The organism is Endozoicomonas euniceicola (assembly GCF_025562755.1).
Taxonomy (GTDB): domain Bacteria; phylum Pseudomonadota; class Gammaproteobacteria; order Pseudomonadales; family Endozoicomonadaceae; genus Endozoicomonas_A; species Endozoicomonas_A euniceicola.
In genome coordinates, this window is record NZ_CP103300.1 from 1,566,870 (window position 1) to 1,587,112 (window position 20,243).

At 48.8% G+C, this 20,243-nt stretch carries 18 protein-coding genes and 2 pseudogenes; 12 read left to right on the forward strand and 8 right to left on the reverse strand.

Going from position 1 to position 20,243, the window contains the following annotated elements; genetic code table 11:
* Nucleotides 1-47: 47 nt before the first annotated feature.
* A complete protein-coding gene (locus NX720_RS06050; RefSeq protein ID WP_262600073.1) occupies nucleotides 48-1,013 on the forward strand; it encodes a hypothetical protein in 966 nt (321 codons plus the stop codon).
* A 192-nt stretch (nucleotides 1,014-1,205) separates the two neighbouring features.
* Nucleotides 1,206-2,570, forward strand: coding sequence for an MATE family efflux transporter (locus NX720_RS06055; RefSeq protein ID WP_262600074.1), 1,365 nt, complete (start codon nucleotides 1,206-1,208; stop codon nucleotides 2,568-2,570).
* A 49-nt stretch (nucleotides 2,571-2,619) separates the two neighbouring features.
* Here NX720_RS06055 and NX720_RS06060 read toward each other — a convergent pair whose 3' ends face one another.
* Entirely contained in the window at nucleotides 2,620-4,176 is a 1,557-nt protein-coding gene (locus NX720_RS06060) for a phospholipase D family protein (protein ID WP_262600076.1), read from the reverse strand.
* Nucleotides 4,177-4,410: 234 nt separating this feature from the next.
* Nucleotides 4,411-5,040, reverse strand: coding sequence for a putative adhesin (locus NX720_RS06065; protein WP_262600078.1), 630 nt, complete (start codon nucleotides 5,038-5,040; stop codon nucleotides 4,411-4,413).
* A 360-nt stretch (nucleotides 5,041-5,400) separates the two neighbouring features.
* Here NX720_RS06065 and NX720_RS06070 point away from each other — a divergent pair, with 360 nt between their 5' ends.
* Together NX720_RS06070 and NX720_RS06075 are read left to right on the forward strand one after the other, a co-directional pair.
* Entirely contained in the window at nucleotides 5,401-6,573 is a 1,173-nt protein-coding gene (locus NX720_RS06070) for an alpha/beta hydrolase (RefSeq protein WP_262600079.1), read from the forward strand.
* Between the two features lie 27 nt (nucleotides 6,574-6,600).
* The gene (locus tag NX720_RS06075; protein WP_262600081.1) at nucleotides 6,601-6,813 is read left to right on the forward strand and encodes a hypothetical protein; all 213 of its coding nucleotides are present in this window, start codon (nucleotides 6,601-6,603) and stop codon (nucleotides 6,811-6,813) included.
* 72 nt (nucleotides 6,814-6,885) lie between these two features.
* On the opposite strand, the gene NX720_RS06080 is transcribed toward NX720_RS06075, so the two are convergent.
* Nucleotides 6,886-8,337 (reverse strand): catalase, encoded by a 1,452-nt coding sequence (locus NX720_RS06080; protein ID WP_262600083.1) that lies wholly within the window; start codon nucleotides 8,335-8,337, stop codon nucleotides 6,886-6,888.
* Nucleotides 8,338-8,695: 358 nt separating this feature from the next.
* On the opposite strand from NX720_RS06080, the gene NX720_RS06085 reads away from it, so the two are divergent.
* Both NX720_RS06085 and holA read left to right on the forward strand, forming a co-directional pair.
* Nucleotides 8,696-9,295 carry an LPS-assembly lipoprotein LptE gene (locus tag NX720_RS06085; protein ID WP_262600085.1) on the forward strand — a complete coding sequence of 200 codons (600 nt, stop codon included), beginning with the start codon at nucleotides 8,696-8,698 and terminating at the stop codon, nucleotides 9,293-9,295.
* Nucleotides 9,292-10,329: a DNA polymerase III subunit delta gene (holA, locus tag NX720_RS06090; RefSeq protein ID WP_262600086.1), complete on the forward strand. Its 1,038-nt coding sequence runs from the start codon at nucleotides 9,292-9,294 to the stop codon at nucleotides 10,327-10,329. The genes NX720_RS06085 and holA overlap by 4 nt, the downstream gene beginning before the upstream one ends.
* A 24-nt stretch (nucleotides 10,330-10,353) precedes the next feature.
* Here the strand turns inward: holA and NX720_RS06095 are convergent, their stop codons facing one another.
* On the reverse strand, nucleotides 10,354-10,860 hold the full coding sequence (locus NX720_RS06095) for a hypothetical protein (protein WP_262600088.1): 507 nt from the start codon (nucleotides 10,858-10,860) through the stop codon (nucleotides 10,354-10,356).
* 466 nt (nucleotides 10,861-11,326) lie between these two features.
* Between NX720_RS06095 and NX720_RS06100 the strand changes: the two genes are divergently transcribed.
* From NX720_RS06100 to NX720_RS06110, 3 genes are all read left to right on the forward strand, one after another.
* A complete protein-coding gene (locus NX720_RS06100; protein ID WP_262600089.1) occupies nucleotides 11,327-12,202 on the forward strand; it encodes a hypothetical protein in 876 nt (291 codons plus the stop codon).
* An 89-nt stretch (nucleotides 12,203-12,291) separates the two neighbouring features.
* A complete protein-coding gene (locus NX720_RS06105) occupies nucleotides 12,292-13,677 on the forward strand; it encodes a sodium-dependent transporter (protein WP_262600091.1) in 1,386 nt (461 codons plus the stop codon).
* A 109-nt stretch (nucleotides 13,678-13,786) separates the two neighbouring features.
* A complete protein-coding gene (locus NX720_RS06110) occupies nucleotides 13,787-14,401 on the forward strand; it encodes a LysE family translocator (protein WP_262600093.1) in 615 nt (204 codons plus the stop codon).
* A 58-nt stretch (nucleotides 14,402-14,459) separates the two neighbouring features.
* Here the strand turns inward: NX720_RS06110 and ilvD are convergent, their stop codons facing one another.
* Together ilvD and NX720_RS06120 are read right to left on the reverse strand one after the other, a co-directional pair.
* Nucleotides 14,460-16,301, reverse strand: a complete 1,842-nt coding sequence (ilvD, locus tag NX720_RS06115) for a dihydroxy-acid dehydratase (RefSeq protein ID WP_262600094.1) — start codon at nucleotides 16,299-16,301, stop codon at nucleotides 14,460-14,462.
* Between the two features lie 161 nt (nucleotides 16,302-16,462).
* A complete protein-coding gene (locus NX720_RS06120; RefSeq protein WP_262600095.1) occupies nucleotides 16,463-17,320 on the reverse strand; it encodes a hypothetical protein in 858 nt (285 codons plus the stop codon).
* Between the two features lie 346 nt (nucleotides 17,321-17,666).
* Between NX720_RS06120 and NX720_RS06125 the strand changes: the two genes are divergently transcribed.
* Nucleotides 17,667-17,936, forward strand: coding sequence for a hypothetical protein (locus NX720_RS06125; protein WP_262600096.1), 270 nt, complete (start codon nucleotides 17,667-17,669; stop codon nucleotides 17,934-17,936).
* Nucleotides 17,902-18,213 carry a HipA domain-containing protein gene (locus NX720_RS06130; RefSeq protein WP_262601537.1) on the forward strand — a complete coding sequence of 104 codons (312 nt, stop codon included), beginning with the start codon at nucleotides 17,902-17,904 and terminating at the stop codon, nucleotides 18,211-18,213. The genes NX720_RS06125 and NX720_RS06130 overlap by 35 nt, the downstream gene beginning before the upstream one ends.
* On the opposite strand, the pseudogene tnpA reads toward NX720_RS06130, so the two are convergent.
* Nucleotides 18,188-18,433, reverse strand: a pseudogene (tnpA, locus tag NX720_RS06135) (IS200/IS605 family transposase); the annotation flags it as partial. The gene NX720_RS06130 and the pseudogene tnpA overlap by 26 nt on opposite strands.
* Nucleotides 18,434-18,585: 152 nt before the next feature.
* Here tnpA and NX720_RS06140 point away from each other — a divergent pair.
* Nucleotides 18,586-20,013: a hypothetical protein gene (locus tag NX720_RS06140; RefSeq protein WP_262600098.1), complete on the forward strand. Its 1,428-nt coding sequence runs from the start codon at nucleotides 18,586-18,588 to the stop codon at nucleotides 20,011-20,013.
* 26 nt (nucleotides 20,014-20,039) lie between these two features.
* On the opposite strand, the pseudogene NX720_RS06145 reads toward NX720_RS06140, so the two are convergent.
* Nucleotides 20,040-20,234: pseudogene (locus tag NX720_RS06145) on the reverse strand (transposase); the annotation flags it as partial.
* Nucleotides 20,235-20,243 lie beyond the last annotated feature (9 nt).

A 20,243-nucleotide genomic window follows, 5' to 3' on the forward strand; every position in this document is an offset into this window, starting at 1 on the left:
AAGAAATAAGTCTTTAACTCACATTAAATCAGCACAGGAAGAGATCTATGAAGCCCACGGCCAGTAATCTGCATGCAATGAAGCTGGAAGAAGCGGCCAACGCCCTGGGACACGATCTTGAAACAGGGCTGCCCATTGAGCCGGTTTCAATCATCGACAAGCCAGTGCTGGAAAGAAAGCCTACCTGTCATGACGACTTTCCCGCTATTTCCGAGAAAGCCACTAAAAACCAGGTGGATAGTTTTCTGAAGCAGGCGATTGAAAACAATCATCCAAAACAGCTTTACTCTGTTTTCAGCTTTATGCTTGAGCATGAATACACTCCCGAACAGATCATCCGGGCGCTTGGCCATATTCATAAAGGGGGGCCGGATATGGAACCGGGGCTGCTGGAATGGGGTCTCTCCCACGAGGATGTCAAAATCAAAGGCATAAAAGGCAAGGCGCTGTTTGTTGCTATTTTCATCCAGGTTCGCAACGAGCATTACAAAGCGGCTATCGATACCCTTGAACTGTCTAAAAAGCACCGTAAAGGGGTTCCCCATGATTTCACAGAATCGATGGGTGATCTGGAAATCGAGGCATGGCTGGGCTATATGGAAGATGAGCAAAAGCAGGGGGCTGCCCCCAGGATCATTCTGGATCAGTTAGAACAACTCTGTGAACAGGGCATCTGGTCAAGGGAGCTCGCCCGGTTTGGTGTACCGGTTGGGGCCGCCTGGTTCAGGGAACAGGCGTCAGAGGCTATGCAGCAAGGACAGTATTCTGATGCGTTCAAATCCCTGGAAAAGGCCATCAATCTGCCCGAAGATAACCCCGAAGACACCTATTCTCTTTACAGCAACTGCATTTCGCAGGTGATACATCACCCCCGTTTTCAGACGCAGATGACCCAACAGCTGACAGAAGCCCTGTTCCACAAAATAGACCAGCTTCATAAAAAAGAGTTCTGGAACGACGAGTTAAAACTTGCACAGAAAACACTGCTATCCCTCACCCCCAGAGGTATATAACTCCCAATCACTATCCCCGCGAAGGCGGGGATTCAGTTACCAGATACCTACGCACTTTCCCCGATCTTTACGTAGCTCAATACATTGCCGTTTCTCTTTATGATATGCACTTCCGTACTACTTAAATGACCGAAAAAGGTTCAGGAACCTGTCACTAACAAGACAGACTCCTTTCGACCTTAGCCTATCTATATGAGCCAACTGAATCGGCTGGGTAATGCCCCCATTGGCAGATTACTCATCAATATGACACTGCCAGCATGCTCAGGCATTCTGGCTCTGATGATGTATAACATCATCGATACTATTATCGTCGGCCAGTACGCTGGACCCATGGCCATTGCCGGAATGTCTGTTGTTCTGCCTGTCAGCATGCTGATTCCAACACTTGGAATGGGCATCGGTGTCGGCAGTTCATCCATTATTTCACGTAGCCTTGGAGCAAAGGATTTTGACACTGCACGACAAACTTTTGGTAATGCACTGTCATTGGCAGCACTGATTTGTACGACGGCTTCTGTTCTTAGCGGCATTTATGCCACTGAAATTCTCACGGTGTTTGGCGGGCGCGGAGAGATTCTTCCCTATGCTATGGAGTACTACACCATCATTCTTATGGGGATTCCCATTCTGGGCTGCTGGATGTGTATGAACAATACACTGCGCGCTGAAGGCCTTAGCAAATATTCAATGATTGGTATGTGCCTGACATCGGCTATCAACCTGATACTGGATATCGTCTTTGTTATTTTTATGGATATGGGGTTGAAGGGCGCAGCTATCGCTACGGTTCTGTCTCAGCTGGCCGGACTGCTTTACCTGTTGTCGTTTTATCTGCGTGGACGCAGCCACCTTAAAATTAAACGACAGTATTTCCGATGGAACAAAGCCATTATCCGTGAAATCCTGTCTCTTGGGGCACCCTCTATTGCACGACAAGGTGCAGGCAGCTTCATCGTGATATTGCTCAACCAGAGCCTGTATTTATATGGCGGGCCTATCGCGGTTGCAGTTTATGGCATATTGCACAGAATCATCTCTCTGCTGTTTGTCCCGATTATTGGAATGACCCAGGGCTTTCTGCCAATCGCCGGTTATAACTATGGCGCCAAACAGTATGACCGGGTTCAGGAAGTCGTCTATAAATCCATTCTGTTCGGCACCCTTGCTACTTCGGCTTTAGCATTGCTGTCCTGGCATTTTCCAGAGGCAATGATTCAGCTGTTTACCAGTGATGAAACCGTTCTGGAACTGGGGGCTCAGGGGCTGAAAATAATCACCGTACTGATGCCGCTGGCTGCTGCCCAGAGCATTGCCGCTGGCTACTATCAGGCGATAGGCAGGCCTGTTGCTGCCTTTATTCTCACCATTAGCCGACAAGTGTTGATGTTGATTCCGATGCTTTACCTGCTACCACAGGTGTTTGAGCTGAAAGGCGTCTGGCTGGCATTCCCGGTATCCGATGCCCTGGCCTGCATTTTGACACTGACAGTTTTTGCCAGAGAGTTGCCAAAGCTGAAAGCAGCGCAGCGAGAAGCCGCATTACAGAGAGCATAAGCAGCCTTGAGGACTCCTGAAACCGGTAAGTTTCAGGAGTCTGCACAGACTACAACTGGCTTTCTATGGGAAAAACAGACAATAGCCGTATACCAGTACGCAGCAGCCAGGAGGTTTCCGGATCGGTAGTGCCATCGACCTCTCCCTGGCCATTCACCCACTCAATGGTATGGCCATTTTTTCTTAGCACCCAGTAGAGTTTGTGATCCGCAACCAGCATTTCCTCCTTCATATAAGTAGCCAGCTCTGGTGAATGGTAAATCACACCATTTTCGGTATTCAGTCTGATCGAACGGGGGTCAAGATTAAGTGATCCGACAAACACGATATCGCCATCGATGATATAGGTCTTTGCGTGCAAACTGGCACGACTGCTGGAACCGCTGATCAGGTGTTTCTTTTCTTTCACCCTGGGTTTCATTTCAATCAGCCGCACACCAAGTTCCAGCAGTTCCGGACGATACTGACGATAACCCGCATGAACAATCCCCACATCGGTAGAAGCCAGACTATTCGTGACAACCGTTACCCGAACCCCACGCTCCACCAGTGAGCGAATAAAGGCCATACCTTCCTTACCGGGTACAAAATAAGCCGACACCATAATGACTTCTTTTTGCGCTTTGAGGAAATACGGCTCAAGCCTGGGCGTCAGATGAGCACCGCTATCGATATCGGCGCGTTCTATTTTGTCGGGTGCATCCGCATAAACACTGGCCTGTCCCCAAAACCATTGCAAATCCCCCTCCGCCAGTTCCTGAATGATCGGAGCACTATGCAAACGCTCAAAATATTGCTGTCCCTCCGGAGCCTGCACCGCTTTTTCCAGCTTGCGCATCAGCGTGGCATACATTTCATCCGAGACGTAACGGTTCTTAATGATCGTTTCAGCCGGATAACTGTGGTCACTGTTCCAGTATTCATCAAAATCGAGAGAAATATCCGGCACCGCAGCGCCAATCTGAACCATATCAAGGTCGGCAAATTCTACGGCGCTGGCATCATAATATTCATCACCAATATTGCGCCCGCCAATAATGGCAATCTGATTATCGACAATAAACGACTTGTTGTGCATACGGCGATTAATCCGGCTGAAATCGGTGACCAGATTCAGGTTCCGCAACAGTCCCCGGGTTGTGACCGGATTAAACAGCCTGACTTCAATATTAGGATGTTGATTCAACACCGCCAGCATATGATCTTTATCGGAGGCACCCAGATCATCCAGCAACATCCTGACCCTGACGCCCCGGTCTGCCGCATAGAGCAATCGTTTAGTGAACAGTTGTCCAACCAGGTCGTCGTGATAGAGGTAATACTGCACGTCAATGCTCTTCTGGGCAGCATTAATCAATGCCAGTCTGGTCGCCATGGCATCCAGACCATAGCTAAGGGGGTAAAACCCTGTTTCAGTCTCCGGGTGTGATTGCAGGGTTTCCCTTATATGTGCACCAATCAACGTTGTTTCTGTTGTAGTAAAAGCACGGGACTCAATGCGCTGAACATTTTTTGGCAGATTGGTACAGCCGCCGTTCATCAACAATGCTGTCATCGCCACCAGCAGCAGACAGACTTTAGGCGTGCGCCAGCCAGGCAGTAACATCTCAGATAACTCCGACTATAAGTAGCAGGCTATCAAGCATTATTCTCAACTCAATTAACAGACAAACCGATGATTTTGCCCAAGCCTGGTCTGAAAAGGAATACAGAGAAAACGAAATATACCGAATGCCAGTGGCTAATCCATACCGTTGAAATATTTATGTCATGACAAATCCATTCTGGAAGGAAGACCTTGCGGGTCAATCCAGCAAGGTACCGGACAATGCATGTGGATTTATGCCCCTCTGCCACCCTTTGCATCATTTATTTCAATGAATACCCACCCCTCATGCTCTTTTTCATAAGTCTCTAATTCAATAAGCTCCCAGTCACCGAGCTTCCCCCGGACATATCTGAGTGTCTCCGGCGCGTGCTTTTTTCGATTAAACAGACAATGAATGTCACGGTAATGGGGATATCTCCTGTTTATGTCGTTCAATAATTTCTCCAGAGTCACTCTGGGAACAGGTATAAGAAAGTCGAATATATCTTCGGGAAGGTCTTCCCCTGTCTGGAGTCTTTCTTTCCTATCCGCATAGAGGATCGCATTGTTTACGTCATGGCGATCAGGCCAGCTATGAAGCCCGGTTCCAATCCCGGGCCAGTTTACCTTTTGCCAGTACTCCTCTTCATTCCCCAGACAATAATTGAAGCAGGGGTTGCCTTCGGTGATTACCTCGTAAGCATTGAGTGATCCTTGCATTATAGGGACCGGACTGGTGACGTCCGGCACCATATTGGTGTCATGGGAACAGTAGAAAAATAAACGAAGCCCATTGGGTACACGAAACATACTGCTGTAGGGGGCTGGCTGGGCAGTAAATCCTGCTCCGGCATTAATAATCAGGTTCTGAACGGTTGCCATTTCCTTTTTTGATACTTGCCTTCTGTACAAATAATATTCCCGTGTTTTAGGGCGTCGTGCTTGGAATTGTCTGAATTTTACAGGCAAAACATACCCTCCCGATTATTTGTCATTCAGTGTTTTCGGTTGATGAGAGCAGATTCCAAGGTGTCAGCAACCGAAACCGTGTTGATAAGCAAGTAGAACCCAACTGGCAATCATCAGAAAATCCTGTCTCTGACAGAAACGAACCCTTTAGTATTGATGGCAGAATACTCTTTCGCAAGGTAAAACCCTGGTGACTCCAACCCTGATTTTCTATCTGACCAAGGACTTTGATATAGTCTGTCTTAACCGGCTAATTTGAAAATAATTACGAAGATGTTGTATCGACCTGTCATTACCAGCCTCTTGCTGGCTCTATTCTTCAGCCTTACCGGCTGTAGCCAGGCTCCTGACAGCCCGGCATTTACTGTATCAGACTCACAGCCTGCCTATGATCAGTCTACTTTTGCGCAATACATAAACGACACTCGCACATGGCTTGCTGCTAACAGAGCGTTCATTACCCACAATAAAACTCTGGAGCTGAACAGTAACAGTCCATTTGAACGCTTGCCTGCCAGCAACACTACAGCGAAAAAAGGCATTCTGCTGGTACATGGGCTGGGTGACTCGCCTTATTCATTCGTTGACATTGCCCCTGTTCTGGCACAGCAGGGTTTTCTGGTAAGGACTATTCTGTTGCCGGGTCACGGTTCCAAACCTGCTGACCTGATTCGGATACACAGGGAAGACTGGCAGGCAGCTGTCGCCCATCATGCACAGTTGCTGGCTTCGGAAGTCGATGAACTCTGGCTGGGGGGTTTCTCGACCGGAGCCAACCTGATTACCAGCTGGGCGTTGCAGCAAAAACCAGACACGGTCAAGGGAATGCTGCTGTTTTCTCCGGGCTACAAACCTAATAGCAGCCTGGTGGCTTTGTCACCGGCACTGTCCTATTTCAAGGACTGGGCCGATATCGACCAGACCAGCAACTATGTACGTTATGACTCTCTCGCTGTTAACGGTGCCGGAGAGTATTACAAAACCAGCAAGGCAGTACGACATGATCTGGAGCATAATCCTGTCCCGTTTCCAGTGTTAATCACCATTAGTGAAAACGACAGTGTTATTGATGCCCAAAATGTACTGGATTTGTTCGAATCACAGTTTACCCACCCTCAGAGCCAGCTGGTCTGGTATGGCTCCCCGCCTGATACGGAAGATACAAGAGTGTCAGTGCTGGACAGCTTCATACCGGAACTGAATATCAGCAACTTCTCTCACATGAATGCCCTGTTTGCTCCCGCCAACCCTTACTACGGTGAGAATGGCAGCTATCGTATGTGTGACAATGGTCAAACGCTTCAGGCCGACGAGAAATGTCCAAAGGCAGAAAATATCTGGTATTCAGCCTGGGGTTACCGGGAAAAAGGCAAGATACATGCGAGACTGACATGGAACCCGTATTTTACCGAGCTGGAAAAGTCGATTAAAACTATTACACAATAGAGTATTTGACGTTCAGGATTTCAAATTATGTCTCGTATATTTTTAACACTGGTTATTGTGGTGGCAGCATTTCTCGGATTGACGAAAAATCAGGAGATGATCATCAACAGCGACACGTTCTACCTTCAGGCTGATTTTCCAAGGTTTACTGACAAACCACTTTACGTGATCAAACTCGGAGAAAGGCCCGGACTGGGTGGTCTGGTTGATAGTATTAAGTCCAGACTGCCCAAGCAGTAATAAATAAAGAGAGCGATAAGCCCCCTCTGTGTTCGCTGAAAAACACAGAGGGTGACAGGTTATTTAAACAGACTATTTCAACAACAATGCTTCAATTCTCTGCCCATAATCCTCATCACAACGGGTGAAATGCTCAACCATACGACTCTGTACGGATTCCGTTGCCTGACTCAGACCATCGACAATATTACTCACCAGTTGCTGCTTCTGGCCTTCTGACATTATGCGATACAGATTACCTGCCTGAGAGTAATTGTCTTCATCAGAAGAATCGTAGGCTTTCAGCCAGGCATCATTTTCCAGAGGCATTGATGGCTCACCAAGCTGTGGTGCTGGTACAGGCGCATCAGAACGGTCATTGGGGTAGAAGTTAACATCGGCATTTTGTAGATGACCGGTTACCGGGCAACCACTGGCTCCAGCCATAACGCCATCACGCTGATAATGATGCACCGGACATACCGGTTTGTTGACCGGAATCTGCTGATAGTTCACACCCAGGCGATGACGATGCGCATCGGCGTAGGCAAACAGACGCCCTTGCAGAACCTTATCCGGTGAGACACCAACGCCGGGCACCAGGTTGGAAGGCGCAAAGGCTACCTGCTCGGTTTCGGCAAAGTAATTACCAACATTGCGATTCAGCTCCAGTGTACCGATGTCTTTTAATGGAAACTCTTTATGAGGCCAGACCTTGGTTAGATCAAATGGGTTGAACTCACACTGCTTTGCCTGCTCATCAGTCATCACCTGAATTTTCACCGACCAGCTTGGAAAGTCATCTCTCTCAATCGCTTCAACCAGATCCCTTTGCATACCATCGCCCGGCTGTTTAGCGGCCTCATCATTGGTCAGCGTTTCAATGCCCTGGTTGGTCTTGAAGTGCCACTTAACCCAGAAGCGTTCTCCATCTTTATTCCAGAGGCTCAGGGTGTGGGAACCATAACCATTCGTGTGCCTGAGGGATCTGGGGATACCCCGGTCAGACATAAGAATGGTGATCTGGTGCATGGACTGCGGATGATTTGCCCAGAATTCAAAATGATGGGCAGGATCAGGCAGGTTGGTTTTCGGGTCTTTCTTTTGAGAGTGAATGAAGTCAGGGAATTTGGCGGGGTCACGAATAAAGAAAACCGGCGTATTGTTACCAACGATGTCGTAGTTACCCTGTTCTGTATAAAAGCGCAGGGCAAAACCTCTCACGTCACGGACATAATCGCCAGAGTCCTGACCGCCGGCAACGGTAGAGAAACGCAGGAAGACGTCTGTTTTTTTACCCGCTCCCTGAAGAAAGTCAGCAATCGTATAATCCGATAAATCTTTATTCAGGGTAAAGGTGCCATAAGCACCATAACCTCTGGCATGAACAACACGCTCAGGAATTCGTTCACGGTTGAAGTGCGCCAGTTTTTCGAACAGGTGAACATTGTCAAATGTTAACGAACCTCGCTCCCCGGCAGAAATACTCGTGTCGTCATCGGCGACCGGAGCTCCATTGGCAGTAGTCAAATATGTCTTGCTCATTCCAACCTCCGTTAAGGTGGGCATTTTTATTATATGCAATCACAACTTTAAGGATTGGATATCGAAGTTCTAATCAGAAATATCGATAAACCGTATGCAAACAGGCTATTAATGGTCACAACCACCGGCTTAAGACTAACATCATGAAAAAGTGACATGATGACCTCGGTCAAAACAGCGGGATCAATGAAGCGGCTTATTACCGGGAAAACACAGCCTTTATCATAACGGAGCGACTTCTTCTGGATGTTGACAAGGCGAAACCCCGTTAGCACTGGCATCCTTCCCTTTAACCACAACAGGTCAGCGTGTTATTGTTGAGCGATTAACCGTCGTTCTTGTGTGCCATGGAGAGATCATGTTCAGACAGCTATTAACGCAGCGAGCAATACAACAAGCAAGCCACTTTCAGAAGCGTGCCATTCTCCCCCTGTTGCTGATCACCAGCCTGTTAACAGCCTGTGGGTTTCAGCTGCGTGGGCAGATGGATATTGCCAGCGAACTGTCCGAACTGTCTGTTACAGGGCCTGACAGGGTCTTTGTCCGGGAGCTCAGAAAAGCTTTGAGCCTGACAGGTATCAGCATTAACGATGACGCCCCTTATCGTCTGGTGGTTACCCGTATCAAACAGGATACCGGTCAACGCACCCATTCCAGCGCTGGCAGTTACGAGCAACTGTTGACACTGAAGGTCACCTACCAGCTGGAAACCGATGACGGCCTGAAACTCTTTACCCCCATGGAGTTGAGTAACGAGCGTTACTTTACCCGGAACCAGAACCAGTCCAACGCTTCCAGCAACGAAGAACGTATTATCTTCGATGAGTTGCGCCAGGATATTATCAACACCACGGTTCGCCGGGTTGCTGCCATGTCGGGAGACTCTCTGCGACAGGAAGCCGAGCGCGTCCGAAAAATCCGCAAAAAAGAGCAGGAGGCGCTTGAGGCCCGGGAATGAAGTTAAAACCTGAGCAGCTTGGTGCGCAGTTACAGCGTCAACTGAGCAGCGTTTACATCGTCAGTGGCGACGAACCCCTGCAAATATCTGAATGTTGCGACGCCATCCGTCTGGAGGCTCGCCAGCAGGGATTCACAGAGCGACACACTTACCATATCGACAACAGCTTTGACTGGAGCGAGTTGCTGGAAACGGCCAACTCGCTGTCACTGTTCGCCGAAAAACAGATTCTGGAACTGCGGATGCCCAATGGCAAGCCCGGAGACAAAGGCCGAAAGGCACTACAGGAGTACCTGCAAAATCCTTCACCGGACAACCTGCTGCTGATCATTACCGACCGGATCGATGCTGCGACACAGAAAGCCAAGTGGTTTCAGCAACTGGAAAAAACCGGTGTATTTATCCAGGTCTGGCCGGTTGAACACCGACAACTGCCCGGTTGGGTTGCACATCGTTTCAAAATGGCGGGCTACGAGGCATCAAAAGATGCGGTCACCCTGCTGGCTGAAAGGATTGAAGGCAACCTGCTGGCGGCTGCCCAGGAGATTGAAAAGCTGAAACTGCTGGCAAATGGCAACATCATTGATGTCGATACCGTTCGGGAAGTGGTTTCAGATAATGCCCGCTTTGATGTATTTCAGCTGGCTGATACCGCTCTACAAGGTGATGTCAGGAATACCGTTCGTATTCTTGGCGGTCTCAGGTCCGAAGGTATTGAACCACCCATTGTACTCTGGGCGCTGGCAAGAGAAATCCGGTTGCTCTGTCATCTGAGTCGGCTGAAATCCAGAGGAATCAGTACAGAGCTGGCAATAGATCAGGCAGCCAGAACCCATGGTTTCTCACCCTTTATGCTGAAAAAGCGCCGGGGACTTCTGGAAAAAGGCATGAGCCGTCAGTCGGAACGTGAGTTACGTCAGATGCTGGAACATGCAGGCATTATTGACCAGGGAATAAAAGGGCTGACCCCGGTCAACGAGTGGGATGAGCTGCTGACTCTATCGATGACTCTGGCAGGAGCGCCGGTTATCTGACTGGCCTCTATTCCGCACTGCCCGTCAGGCATCATTCAGCAGGTATTGATCCAGAGGTGCCTGACGGTCAACTTCATTCAGTACTCTGCGATCCAGAATGCGCTTGCTGACACGGGTGATTTGCGGAATGTCGTTTACCAGCTCCCACTCCATGCGATGCACAGATTCCACCATGACATCATTAAAGTTGGCGTTGAACAGCCAGGTCTCTTTGATGTGTTGCTGTACAATCGCCTTATTCTGGCTGGCTGAAACATATACTCCGCGTTCCAGAACTTCGATATAAAAGTCTTTACCATACTCGGCATTTATCTCAGCCTGCCTGGACACCATGTTATAAGTACTCTGAAACATCTGACCTCCCGGGCCAGTAATGTCCATCACCACGTCTTTTGAATAAAAGCCTTTCACTGCGGCAGCGTCTTTCCGCTGGATGGCATCTTCTTTGGCATCAAGCAGAAGCGTCATGACCCCTTCATCCAACTTGTAGTTTTTTGGCGGTAAGGTTCTCTGGTCACAACCAACGAGCATCAAGACGAAAAGCAGTATAGTTGTTATTCGGTACATCTCTGATAAAGCCTTCTATCACTGACAGCGTCGAAAAATCTTTAAATCGATAACTGAACACCACACCCGGCCCGAGAAAAAAACAGGCAGGGTCAAAAAACAGTCAACTCTCGAAAAACAGCACTTTTTTCATCAAGTGGCAATCCCGAAAAAGCACTGCGGTTACTACCTATCATACTAAAGACAGAGGCTTACTAGAAGTATTTGCAACAAGGATCGTTATGTCATAAAGACGATTTATACCCAGCCGATGGCTCGAATGACAGAAATGGTTAAAGCCTGCTCAAACAGCTAAAAGCTAAAAGCTAAAAGCTAAAAGCTAAAAGCTAAAAGCTAAAAGCTAAAAGCTAAAAGCTAAAAGCTAAAAGCTAAAAGCTAAAAATAGTACCCATAGGCTTACCAGCCTCACAAGCGCTCAGGAGATAAGGGCATGATAATCCGATACCTGCTGGTCGTAGCCACATTGATGATGACGGGCTGCGCCTTACAGTTTCAAAAAACCTCTTCCTATAACGAAGAGTGGTCAAAAGCCAAGAATATGGTTCATAGCGCTGGCATGCATAAGCAGATGCACGATCAGCAACTGCCCGTCGGAGCCTATGACAAAGAAGGTAATCTGCAAGAACACAAACTCGGCAATATCTCCCACCCTGCTTACGGCAGTGGCAGTGGTGTTGTCGGTGTAAATATTCGACCTTATGGTGCTTTTGAACGTTTTTACTGGGGCTGGACAGTACCCGGAGCCAGCCACTACAGCGATCACCGCCTGTTTGCCTGGATGCCGGATGAAATGGCAGAGGATGAAAACAAAGCCAGAGAGAAAATGGAAGTTATGCTCAGCCGGGCCTCGCTAGCCATTCTTGAAGAGATGGGTTACAGGAATCAGGCTTTTAAAAAGCCTTTTGAACTGGATGAGCTGAATTTCAAACAGTGGTATCTGGAGCAACCCGGCGGTATTTGCAGCTTTGCCCGCCTTAACTGTGTGTTAAGCCTCTACGTACCAGAACCCGTGTCTGTGAGTCAGGCCCCCTACTTCTCCTACTACAGTATTGCCGGGCAACCCGCCTGGTTCTTTGCCTCTGAGGACAGTGACAATTATCCACGGCTGGCGATTACCCAGGCCGAAGGGCTGGAAAGCATCAGTGAAAACGTCTTCTACCAGAAGCTCAGTGCCAGATTGCCAGGCTGGGTGTACTTCTATCTTGCGCCGGATGAAGTGGGCACCGGCGGCAATAACATGACCATTGCTTACCCTTATGTTCTGGAAAAAGGCATACCTTTGCTCTTTATCCGGCCTGCTCGCTGACAGGGACTGCTATAGTATTCAGGTCTTAGCAGTAGAAGTCCTGATTCAATGCCTATGCCAGCGCCCGGTTAAGTACCTTGTCCAAAACAATGATAAATTGTAACGACGACCCCAACAATAACGAGCCTGAAGTAGTTGAACGGGGTCAATTTAGTTCCCGAATCGGGTTTATTATCGCAGCAGCCGGTTGTGCCGTTGGGGTCGGAAATATCTGGAGTTTCCCCATTCAGACTGCCGAAAACGGCGGTGCGGCTTTTACACTGGTTTATCTTTGCTTTTCATTCATTCTCGCCTATCCCACACTGGTCGCAGAACTGAACATTGGACGTTACCGGCAAAGTAATAATATTTCCGCCATGGCATCGTTAAGCACCAACCCCATGTTACGCAGTATTGGGGCAGGGACTGCCATTGTCGGGCTGTTAACCATGACCCTGATTTACAGCTTCTACAGCATAGTGGGAGGCTGGTTTATTGGTTTCACCCTGGCTCCGATTGCCAGTCTGACGGGCTTCGCCAGTGCCGGGCTGTGGCTGTCAGGTTTCTCCTCTCAGAGCACCATCGCAGTCACCCTGTTGTTTATGGGCCTGACCACCCTGATTGTTACCGAGGGCGTTAAAAATGGTATTGAACGCTGGTGTAATCGCCTTATGCCTTCCCTGTTTGTATTGCTGGCGGTATTGATTGTTTTTGCCCTGACGCGTCCCGGCGGAATGGAAGGTTTGAGAGTTTACCTGTTACCCGACTTTTCCCGCATTCTCGACGACAAACTGCTAATCAGCGCACTGGGCCAGTCTTTCTTCTCTATGTCTCTGGGTACAGGCTGCATGATGATCTACGGCTCTTACCTGAGCAGAAAGGTCAACCTGCCCAAAACAGCACTTCAGGTGACACTGGTGGACAGCTCTGTCGCCTTTCTCGCTGGCATGCTGATCATTCCCTGCATGTATGCCGCCATGCATCAGGGGGTAGAGATATTCAATGCCAGCGGGCAGCTATACAGCGCTGAAAAGCTGGTGTTTAACGTTCTCCCCACCCTCTTTGATCAGCTCGGTATTACAGGTCAGTTCGTGGCTGCAGCCTTTTTCCTGCTCCTTTCCATAGCCGCCCTGACCTCATCCATTTCCATGATGGAGCCTGTGGTGGCAGCCATGGTCGAAAGGCTGTCGTTTGTCCGTCGCCGTGCCTGCTGGTTGCTGTCGATTCTGGCCGCAGCTATTTCCATAGTGATTATTCTACACATTGATACACTGCTCGGGATGACCGTAAAATTCGCCACTCAGTACATGCAGCCCCTGCTTTGTTTTATGATTGCCATCTACGGCAGCTGGATTATGCGACAGGATCGTTTACTGACTGAACTCAGCCAGGGTTTTCCCAATTTACAAAACAGCCTCTTCTGGAAAATCTGGCCATGGTACACACGCATTGTTTGCCCGGGTTTGATCCTGCTGTTGCTGATTCATAATCTCTGAGCCGATATACTGCGTCAGTAATAGACTGCGCTGCTGAAAGTCATTGATTACAATAAACAACTGGAGAATAGAAGGTGCCTGTTCTCCACTAAATCTTCTAAGGCGGCCTATGGAAACCTCTGCCTGGTTATCTCTTTTAACCATCTGCGTTCTTGGGGCTATTTCTCCCGGCCCAAGCCTTGTTGCCGTTATGAAATATACGGTTCAGGGTTCAAAGCTGCATGGAATGGTTGCGGCCTTGTCCCATGCCGTCGGAATTGGGCTTTATGCCTTTCTGGTAGCGGCCGGGCTGGCGGTTGTGATTACAGAATCGCCACAGGCTTTAAAGATAATGACCATTGCCGGTGCTGCTTATCTGGCCTGGCTGGGTTACAAATCCATGGTATCGAAAGGCTCCATGACTCCTGATACCAGCAGGAAAAAAAACAGCCTGCCACTGTATCTGGCAGCAAGAGATGGTTTTCTGATTGCTTTTCTCAACCCCAAAATTGCCGTTTTCTTTCTGGCACTTTTCAGCCAGTTCGTCACCCCGGAATCAACCCGAATTACTCATCTGTTGATGGCACTGACCGCAACGCTTTGCGATGGTATCTGGTATTGCCTGATAGCTACCATTGCTGGTCACTCATCAGTACTTCCAACCTTGCGCAGAAATGCCGTGCTTGTTAATCGCCTGTGTGGACTGTTTCTGATTCTGGTTGCCCTGAGAATTGTTTTCATCTGAAAAAAAACCGCCCTGAACGTATTGTGCTCCGGGCGGTTTTTTCAGTTCCTGCAAAGCCTCAGTCCAACGCTGAAATATCCCTGACAGCACCTTTGTCCGCACTGGTCACCATGGCTGCATAAGCTTTAAGGGCAGCGGAGACCTTGCGGGGACGATCCAACAGAGGCTTCCAACCTGCCCGGCCTTTAGCCTCCATCTCCTGACGACGCTGCGCCAGCACTTCATCAGACACCAGTACATCAATACTGCGATTGGGAATATCAATACGAATCGTATCGCCCTGTTCCACCAGCCCAATGGCTCCACCGGCTGCTGCCTCGGGAGAAGCATGACCGATGGATAAACCGGAAGTGCCACCGGAGAAACGCCCATCCGTCAACAAAGCACACTCTTTGCCAAGCCCTCTGGATTTCAGGTAGCTGGTCGGATACAACATTTCCTGCATGCCCGGTCCACCTTTAGGCCCTTCGTAGCGAACAATAACCACATCGCCTGACTGAACCCGTCCTTCCAGAATGTCGTTAACCGCATTCTCCTGACTTTCACAGATGTGGGCAGGACCTTCAAACACAAGAATACTGTCGTCTACACCCGACGTTTTCACCACGCAGCCATCCTCAGCAATATTTCCGGTCAGAACGGCAAGACCACCTTCCAGACTGAAAGCATTGTCCAGACTGCGAATACAGCCATTTTCACGATCATCATCCAACGTGTCCCAGCGGGTTGCCTGACTAAAGGCTTCTGTCGTGCGAATACCAGCAGGACCGGCGCGATAAAAGGACTTAACGGATTCATCAGAAGTGCGTTTGATATCCCACTTATTCAGAGCTTCAGCCAGAGACACACTATGAACCGTCGACAGCTCATTGTTCAACAAACCAGCTCGATCCAGCTCACCAAGAATCCCCATAACACCGCCCGCACGATGCACGTCTTCCATGTGATACTTCGGCGTATTGGGCGCTACTTTACACAGTTGAGGTACCTTGCGAGACAGCTTATCGATGTCTTTCATCGTGAATTCTATCTGCCCTTCCTGAGCAGCCGCCAGCAGATGCAAAATCGTGTTGGTAGAGCCTCCCATGGCAATATCCAGACTCATGGCATTCTCAAATGCCTGATAACAGGCAACGCTGCGTGGCAGAACACTGTCGTCATCCTGTTCGTAATAGCGTTTGGTGATATCAACAATACGACGCCCGGCTTCCTCAAACAGCTGGCGACGATCCGCATGAGTCGCCAGCATTGAACCATTGCCCGGCAGTGACAGGCCCAGGGCCTCTGTCAGACAGTTCATGGAATTGGCGGTAAACATACCTGAGCAGGAACCACAGGTAGGGCAGGCAGAGCGTTCATATTCAGCGACTTTTTCGTCGCTGGCATCCGACGCCGCAATCACCATGGCATCGACAAGATCCAGACCATGGTTCGCCAGTTTGGTTTTACCGGCCTCCATAGGGCCACCGGAAACAAAGATCACCGGAATATTCAACCGTAGTGCGGCATTGAGCATTCCCGGAGTAATTTTGTCGCAGTTAGAAATACAGACAAGCGCATCCGCCGTATGGGCATTGACCATATATTCCACGGAGTCGGCAATCAGGTCACGACTGGGCAGAGAGTACAGCATCCCGTCGTGTCCCATGGCGATACCGTCATCAATGGCGATGGTATTGAACTCTTTGGCAACCCCACCGTGTTTTTCAATTTCCCTCGCCACCAGCTGGCCCATGTCTTTCAGGTGCACATGCCCGGGCACAAACTGGGTGAAGGAGTTCGCCACCGCAATAATCGGCTTGTTGAAATCATCATCTTTCATACCCGTCGCACGCCACAGGGATCGGGCTCCGGCCATGTTGCGACCATGGGTCGAGGTTCTTGAACGGTATGCGGGCATGGTTAAAGTCCTTCCGGCTCTGTGACTTCTTGGGTGTCATCCTGTTGTTCTTCTCGCCGCAGTTAATTATTCTGCACGCGTGCACTCCTCCATGAGGATACAGCAGTATATCAAAAAGCCGTAAAGAGTATGGATTTTCCACTAAAGCCTCTGTTACCTGTTCAAATAGGCGTTTCCTGCACTGCGTTTGAAGCGAGCGGTTGAGCATTGCCATCACCCGGATTGACTACCCGCAAGGTTTGAGCGCTGGTATTAACAATATTTAAATACAAAGCTCGTCCCAGTTGCATCACTCTGTAAGCAATACCAGGTTCTGTGAGATAGACAGTCCAGTCAGTGCGAAAATAGAGGGCTCTCAGGTCAAGGTGATAATATCCATTCGACAGGCTGCCCCCTTGAAGGAATTGGGTAAATTGCTGAAGCCACTCTCTATTGAAAAACAGACTCAAAGGGTTGACAGAAAATTCTCCGGAGTTACCAGAACTGACAAGCGAATGTACGTTCTGAAAAAACTGTTCCGGGCTTTCAACCAAAGTATCCGCACCTCTCACAAATGACTCTGAATCAGAAAAAAGCTGATACCAATCGCCGATGTCCGTTCTGCCAACTTCTGTCCAAGCATTCCGGTAACACCCTGTCCGGTCTCGTGAATCAGCAACACGATATTGAATCAGACGGCTCTCCCCGGTTATACAGACCGTCCGGTCCCCCATTGCCTCAATGAAGTTGTAGAGACTTGTCATCGAAAAACCACCCAATCCATTAATGGTCAGCTCTGTTTCAGGATTCCTGCTCAGCTCATTGCTGATAGTTGCCACACAGGAACCTGAAGCCTGTTGCTCACTGTCGAGATCGCCTGGCTGGGCACGACGCACTATGATTCCCTGACTGACAGGCTTAATTAGTAATACTGGTGACCCATCAATTGTTATAATAATTTCGTCACATGCATTAGCCAGAACCAAATGGGAAAAGGCTATCAGCAGCCAGAACAATACGCCTGAAAACAAAAGCTTCATAATCCTCCCTCTAATCAGACACCTGTTTTTAATACACATGTGAACTGCCAGAGTTTAATCAGGCAGCGTGCCTTCAAAATGGTCTTATTTTTATTATTTCAGTCAATTTCTGATGAACAAAGCCAAGTAGTATAGACCTGTTGTTTGTCGAGAAGTGTGATAAAGACAACCAGAAGATGCTTTCCCAAGAGTTTCATTACCATAACCCATAAAAATGAGTAAAATATTATCCATAATTATAAATTTCTTTAATTATGAGTAATATTTTGTACAAAAAAGTTAGGCAATCTTCATTATGAGTACTATATTACTCATAATATACCAAAGTTCATTTGGGAAGGAAGGGATGACAGCCAGACAACTTACCATCCAGACTTTTGTAGATCATGCGTGGAAAGATTCTGCAACCCTCGCTTTTCCTGAACCTGAAAAAGGCCGGTCAGGTGTCTGTGAACTGGAATACCTGTTTGACTACGCCTTTGAGTACTTTGATAAAGGCCAGCATGAGACAGCTTTCTCACTTCGATATCCGGTTCAGTTGTATGAGTCACACACTCAGCAACCCTGGTTTGCGGTCATTGATGACATTATGCCAGCGGGAGCGCAGCCAATTTGATCCGCAGACTTTTGTGAACGAGTGGATCAGGCGAGATTTTCTGAATGTAGTGTTTGGCAACAGTGACAATCATGGTCGGAATAGCGCTTTTCTGAAGCGTCCGGGACAACCGATAGAGCTATCACCTGTTTATGATTTTGCTCCAATGAAAGCCGACCCGGAAGGTGTGATACGCACAACCACCTGGGGGGCAGCCGGCAAACTGGAAGTCGGCGGGGATATAAGACGGGAAGGCGCAGAGCCTTCCGCCATCAATCTGGTGTACTCTGGCTATTAACGTAGTCCTTCAGAGTCTCGATAGTTGCACCGCCAGCACTGCAAGCAAAGTAAGACCTTGACCACATTAAGCCTGCTTTGCTCTGAGCAGTAAGGTGGGTATTCAGCATTCGCAACCGTCTTGATGATGTTGATTTGAGATTATTTACCATGACACTGATAGCCAGTTTTGGTGGGTAGGCCACCAACAGGTGTACGTGATCTTTTTCGCCATCCATTTGGGTGAAAGTCTCATATTGACTCTTCTTTCGGGGCCAGCAGCCCAAGGGGGTATGCAGCAGCAACAAATTTTCCCCAAGCCTGCAGGGGGACGGTCAAACACCGCTATGATGTTTACTGAAACACAACAGCATATTAGTGAGAGACCGCCCCGATGGAAGTATGTCAGCCTTTGAATGAAGTCGCCAATTCTTCCTGTCATGCAATTCAGCAGCTCGATCAGCAGTTGGCAGCTTTACGCCAACAGTGCGACCCCATTCAACACTTTGAAGACTATGAAGGTGAAGTTCACAAGCTTTTTGCTCAGGCAGAGCGAGGTGTTCTGGAAGAAGACTTATCCGGACTTGATGTTGACACCCCGGTCATTGAAGTGAACGGCACCTGTTACCATCGAGTATTGCGAAGTTCAGAAACCTATCAGACCGTTGCCGGTTCCATCAACGTTCCACGAACGCTCTACCGCAACGGTCAGGATCGCTGCATCGTCCCTCTGGAACTCCGGGCGGGTATTGTCGAGGGATACTGGACACCAAGGGCGGCAAAGCAAGCTGTCTGGATGGTCGCTCAAATGCCACCGGGCGACGTAAAGAATCTGCTCGATCTGATGGGCAATATGTCGCCTTCGGAAAGCTCTCTGGCTCGACTCCCCAAAAAGTTTAACGATCAATGGGAGCCAAACAGGGAAGCCTTTGAGGGCATTCTCTGGGAAAGCATTAAAGTTCCAGAAAAGGCGGTGACTGCGGCAGCATCTCTCGACGGTGTCATGCTGCCGATGAAAGACGGCAAGCGTAAGGAAAAACGCGAACAAAATAAAATCGACGGTAAGCGAACCCGTGGTCCTGCCGGTTGCCGGGAGGCCAGTTGTGGTACATTGTCGTTTTACGATGCCCAGGGTGAACGCCTGTCAACGGTCAGAATCGGGCGTATGCCCGAAAGTAAAAAAGTAACTTTGAAGAACTCACTCTCTGAACTCCTGGATGAAGCCCTTCGGCAAAAGCCTGACCTGACTCTGGTCAAAGTGGCAGACGGAGCGAAAGACAACTGGACTTTCCTTGCCAATGAACTCCCGGAAGGCCATGAGATCGTAGACTTTTACCATGCTGCAGAACACCTGAAGAAGGCATTTGATCTGTCCTATGGGGAAAACAGCGCTAAATCCAAAGAAAAATTCACCACCTATCGCCACATTCTAAAGGAAGAGCCTGAAGGGGTTGAGAAAGTGATCAAGGCACTGGCCTACCAGCACAAGCGACATCCTCGACGATCAAAGCTGAAAACAGAGCTGGAATATTTCAGGAACAATCGCGCTCGCATGCAATACGCTGAACACTTGTTGCAGAGTCTGCCGATAGGTTCGGGAGTCATTGAGGCTGCTTGCAAAACCTTGGTTACGCAGCGTATGAAGTGCTCGGGCATGCGTTGGCGACTTCCGGGAGGTCAGGGGATTCTGACTCTTAGGTCATTAATCCAGAGCAAGCTGTTCGACAATGGTTGGAAGCTGCTGGCAGTGACTTATTGCTGCAAGGTTACAAAAACAGGGGTAGATAATGTCATCCCGTTTCCTTCACAGAAGGCAGAATGATAGTACCAGTCAATATGAGACTTTCACCCATCCATTTCAAGTAACTGGCATTCCAGTTTTTCACATGCACTCTCGAACGACTCCCGTAACTGCTTGATCATATAGCCATCAAAAAGCTTTCGCCTGTACTTTGTCGTGAACACCAAATGAACAACCAGCTTGGTAACGCTATGTCGTTTGCGAAGATACCCTTTAAGCAAATCTTTATTGTGTGCGCTCACTTGAAAACC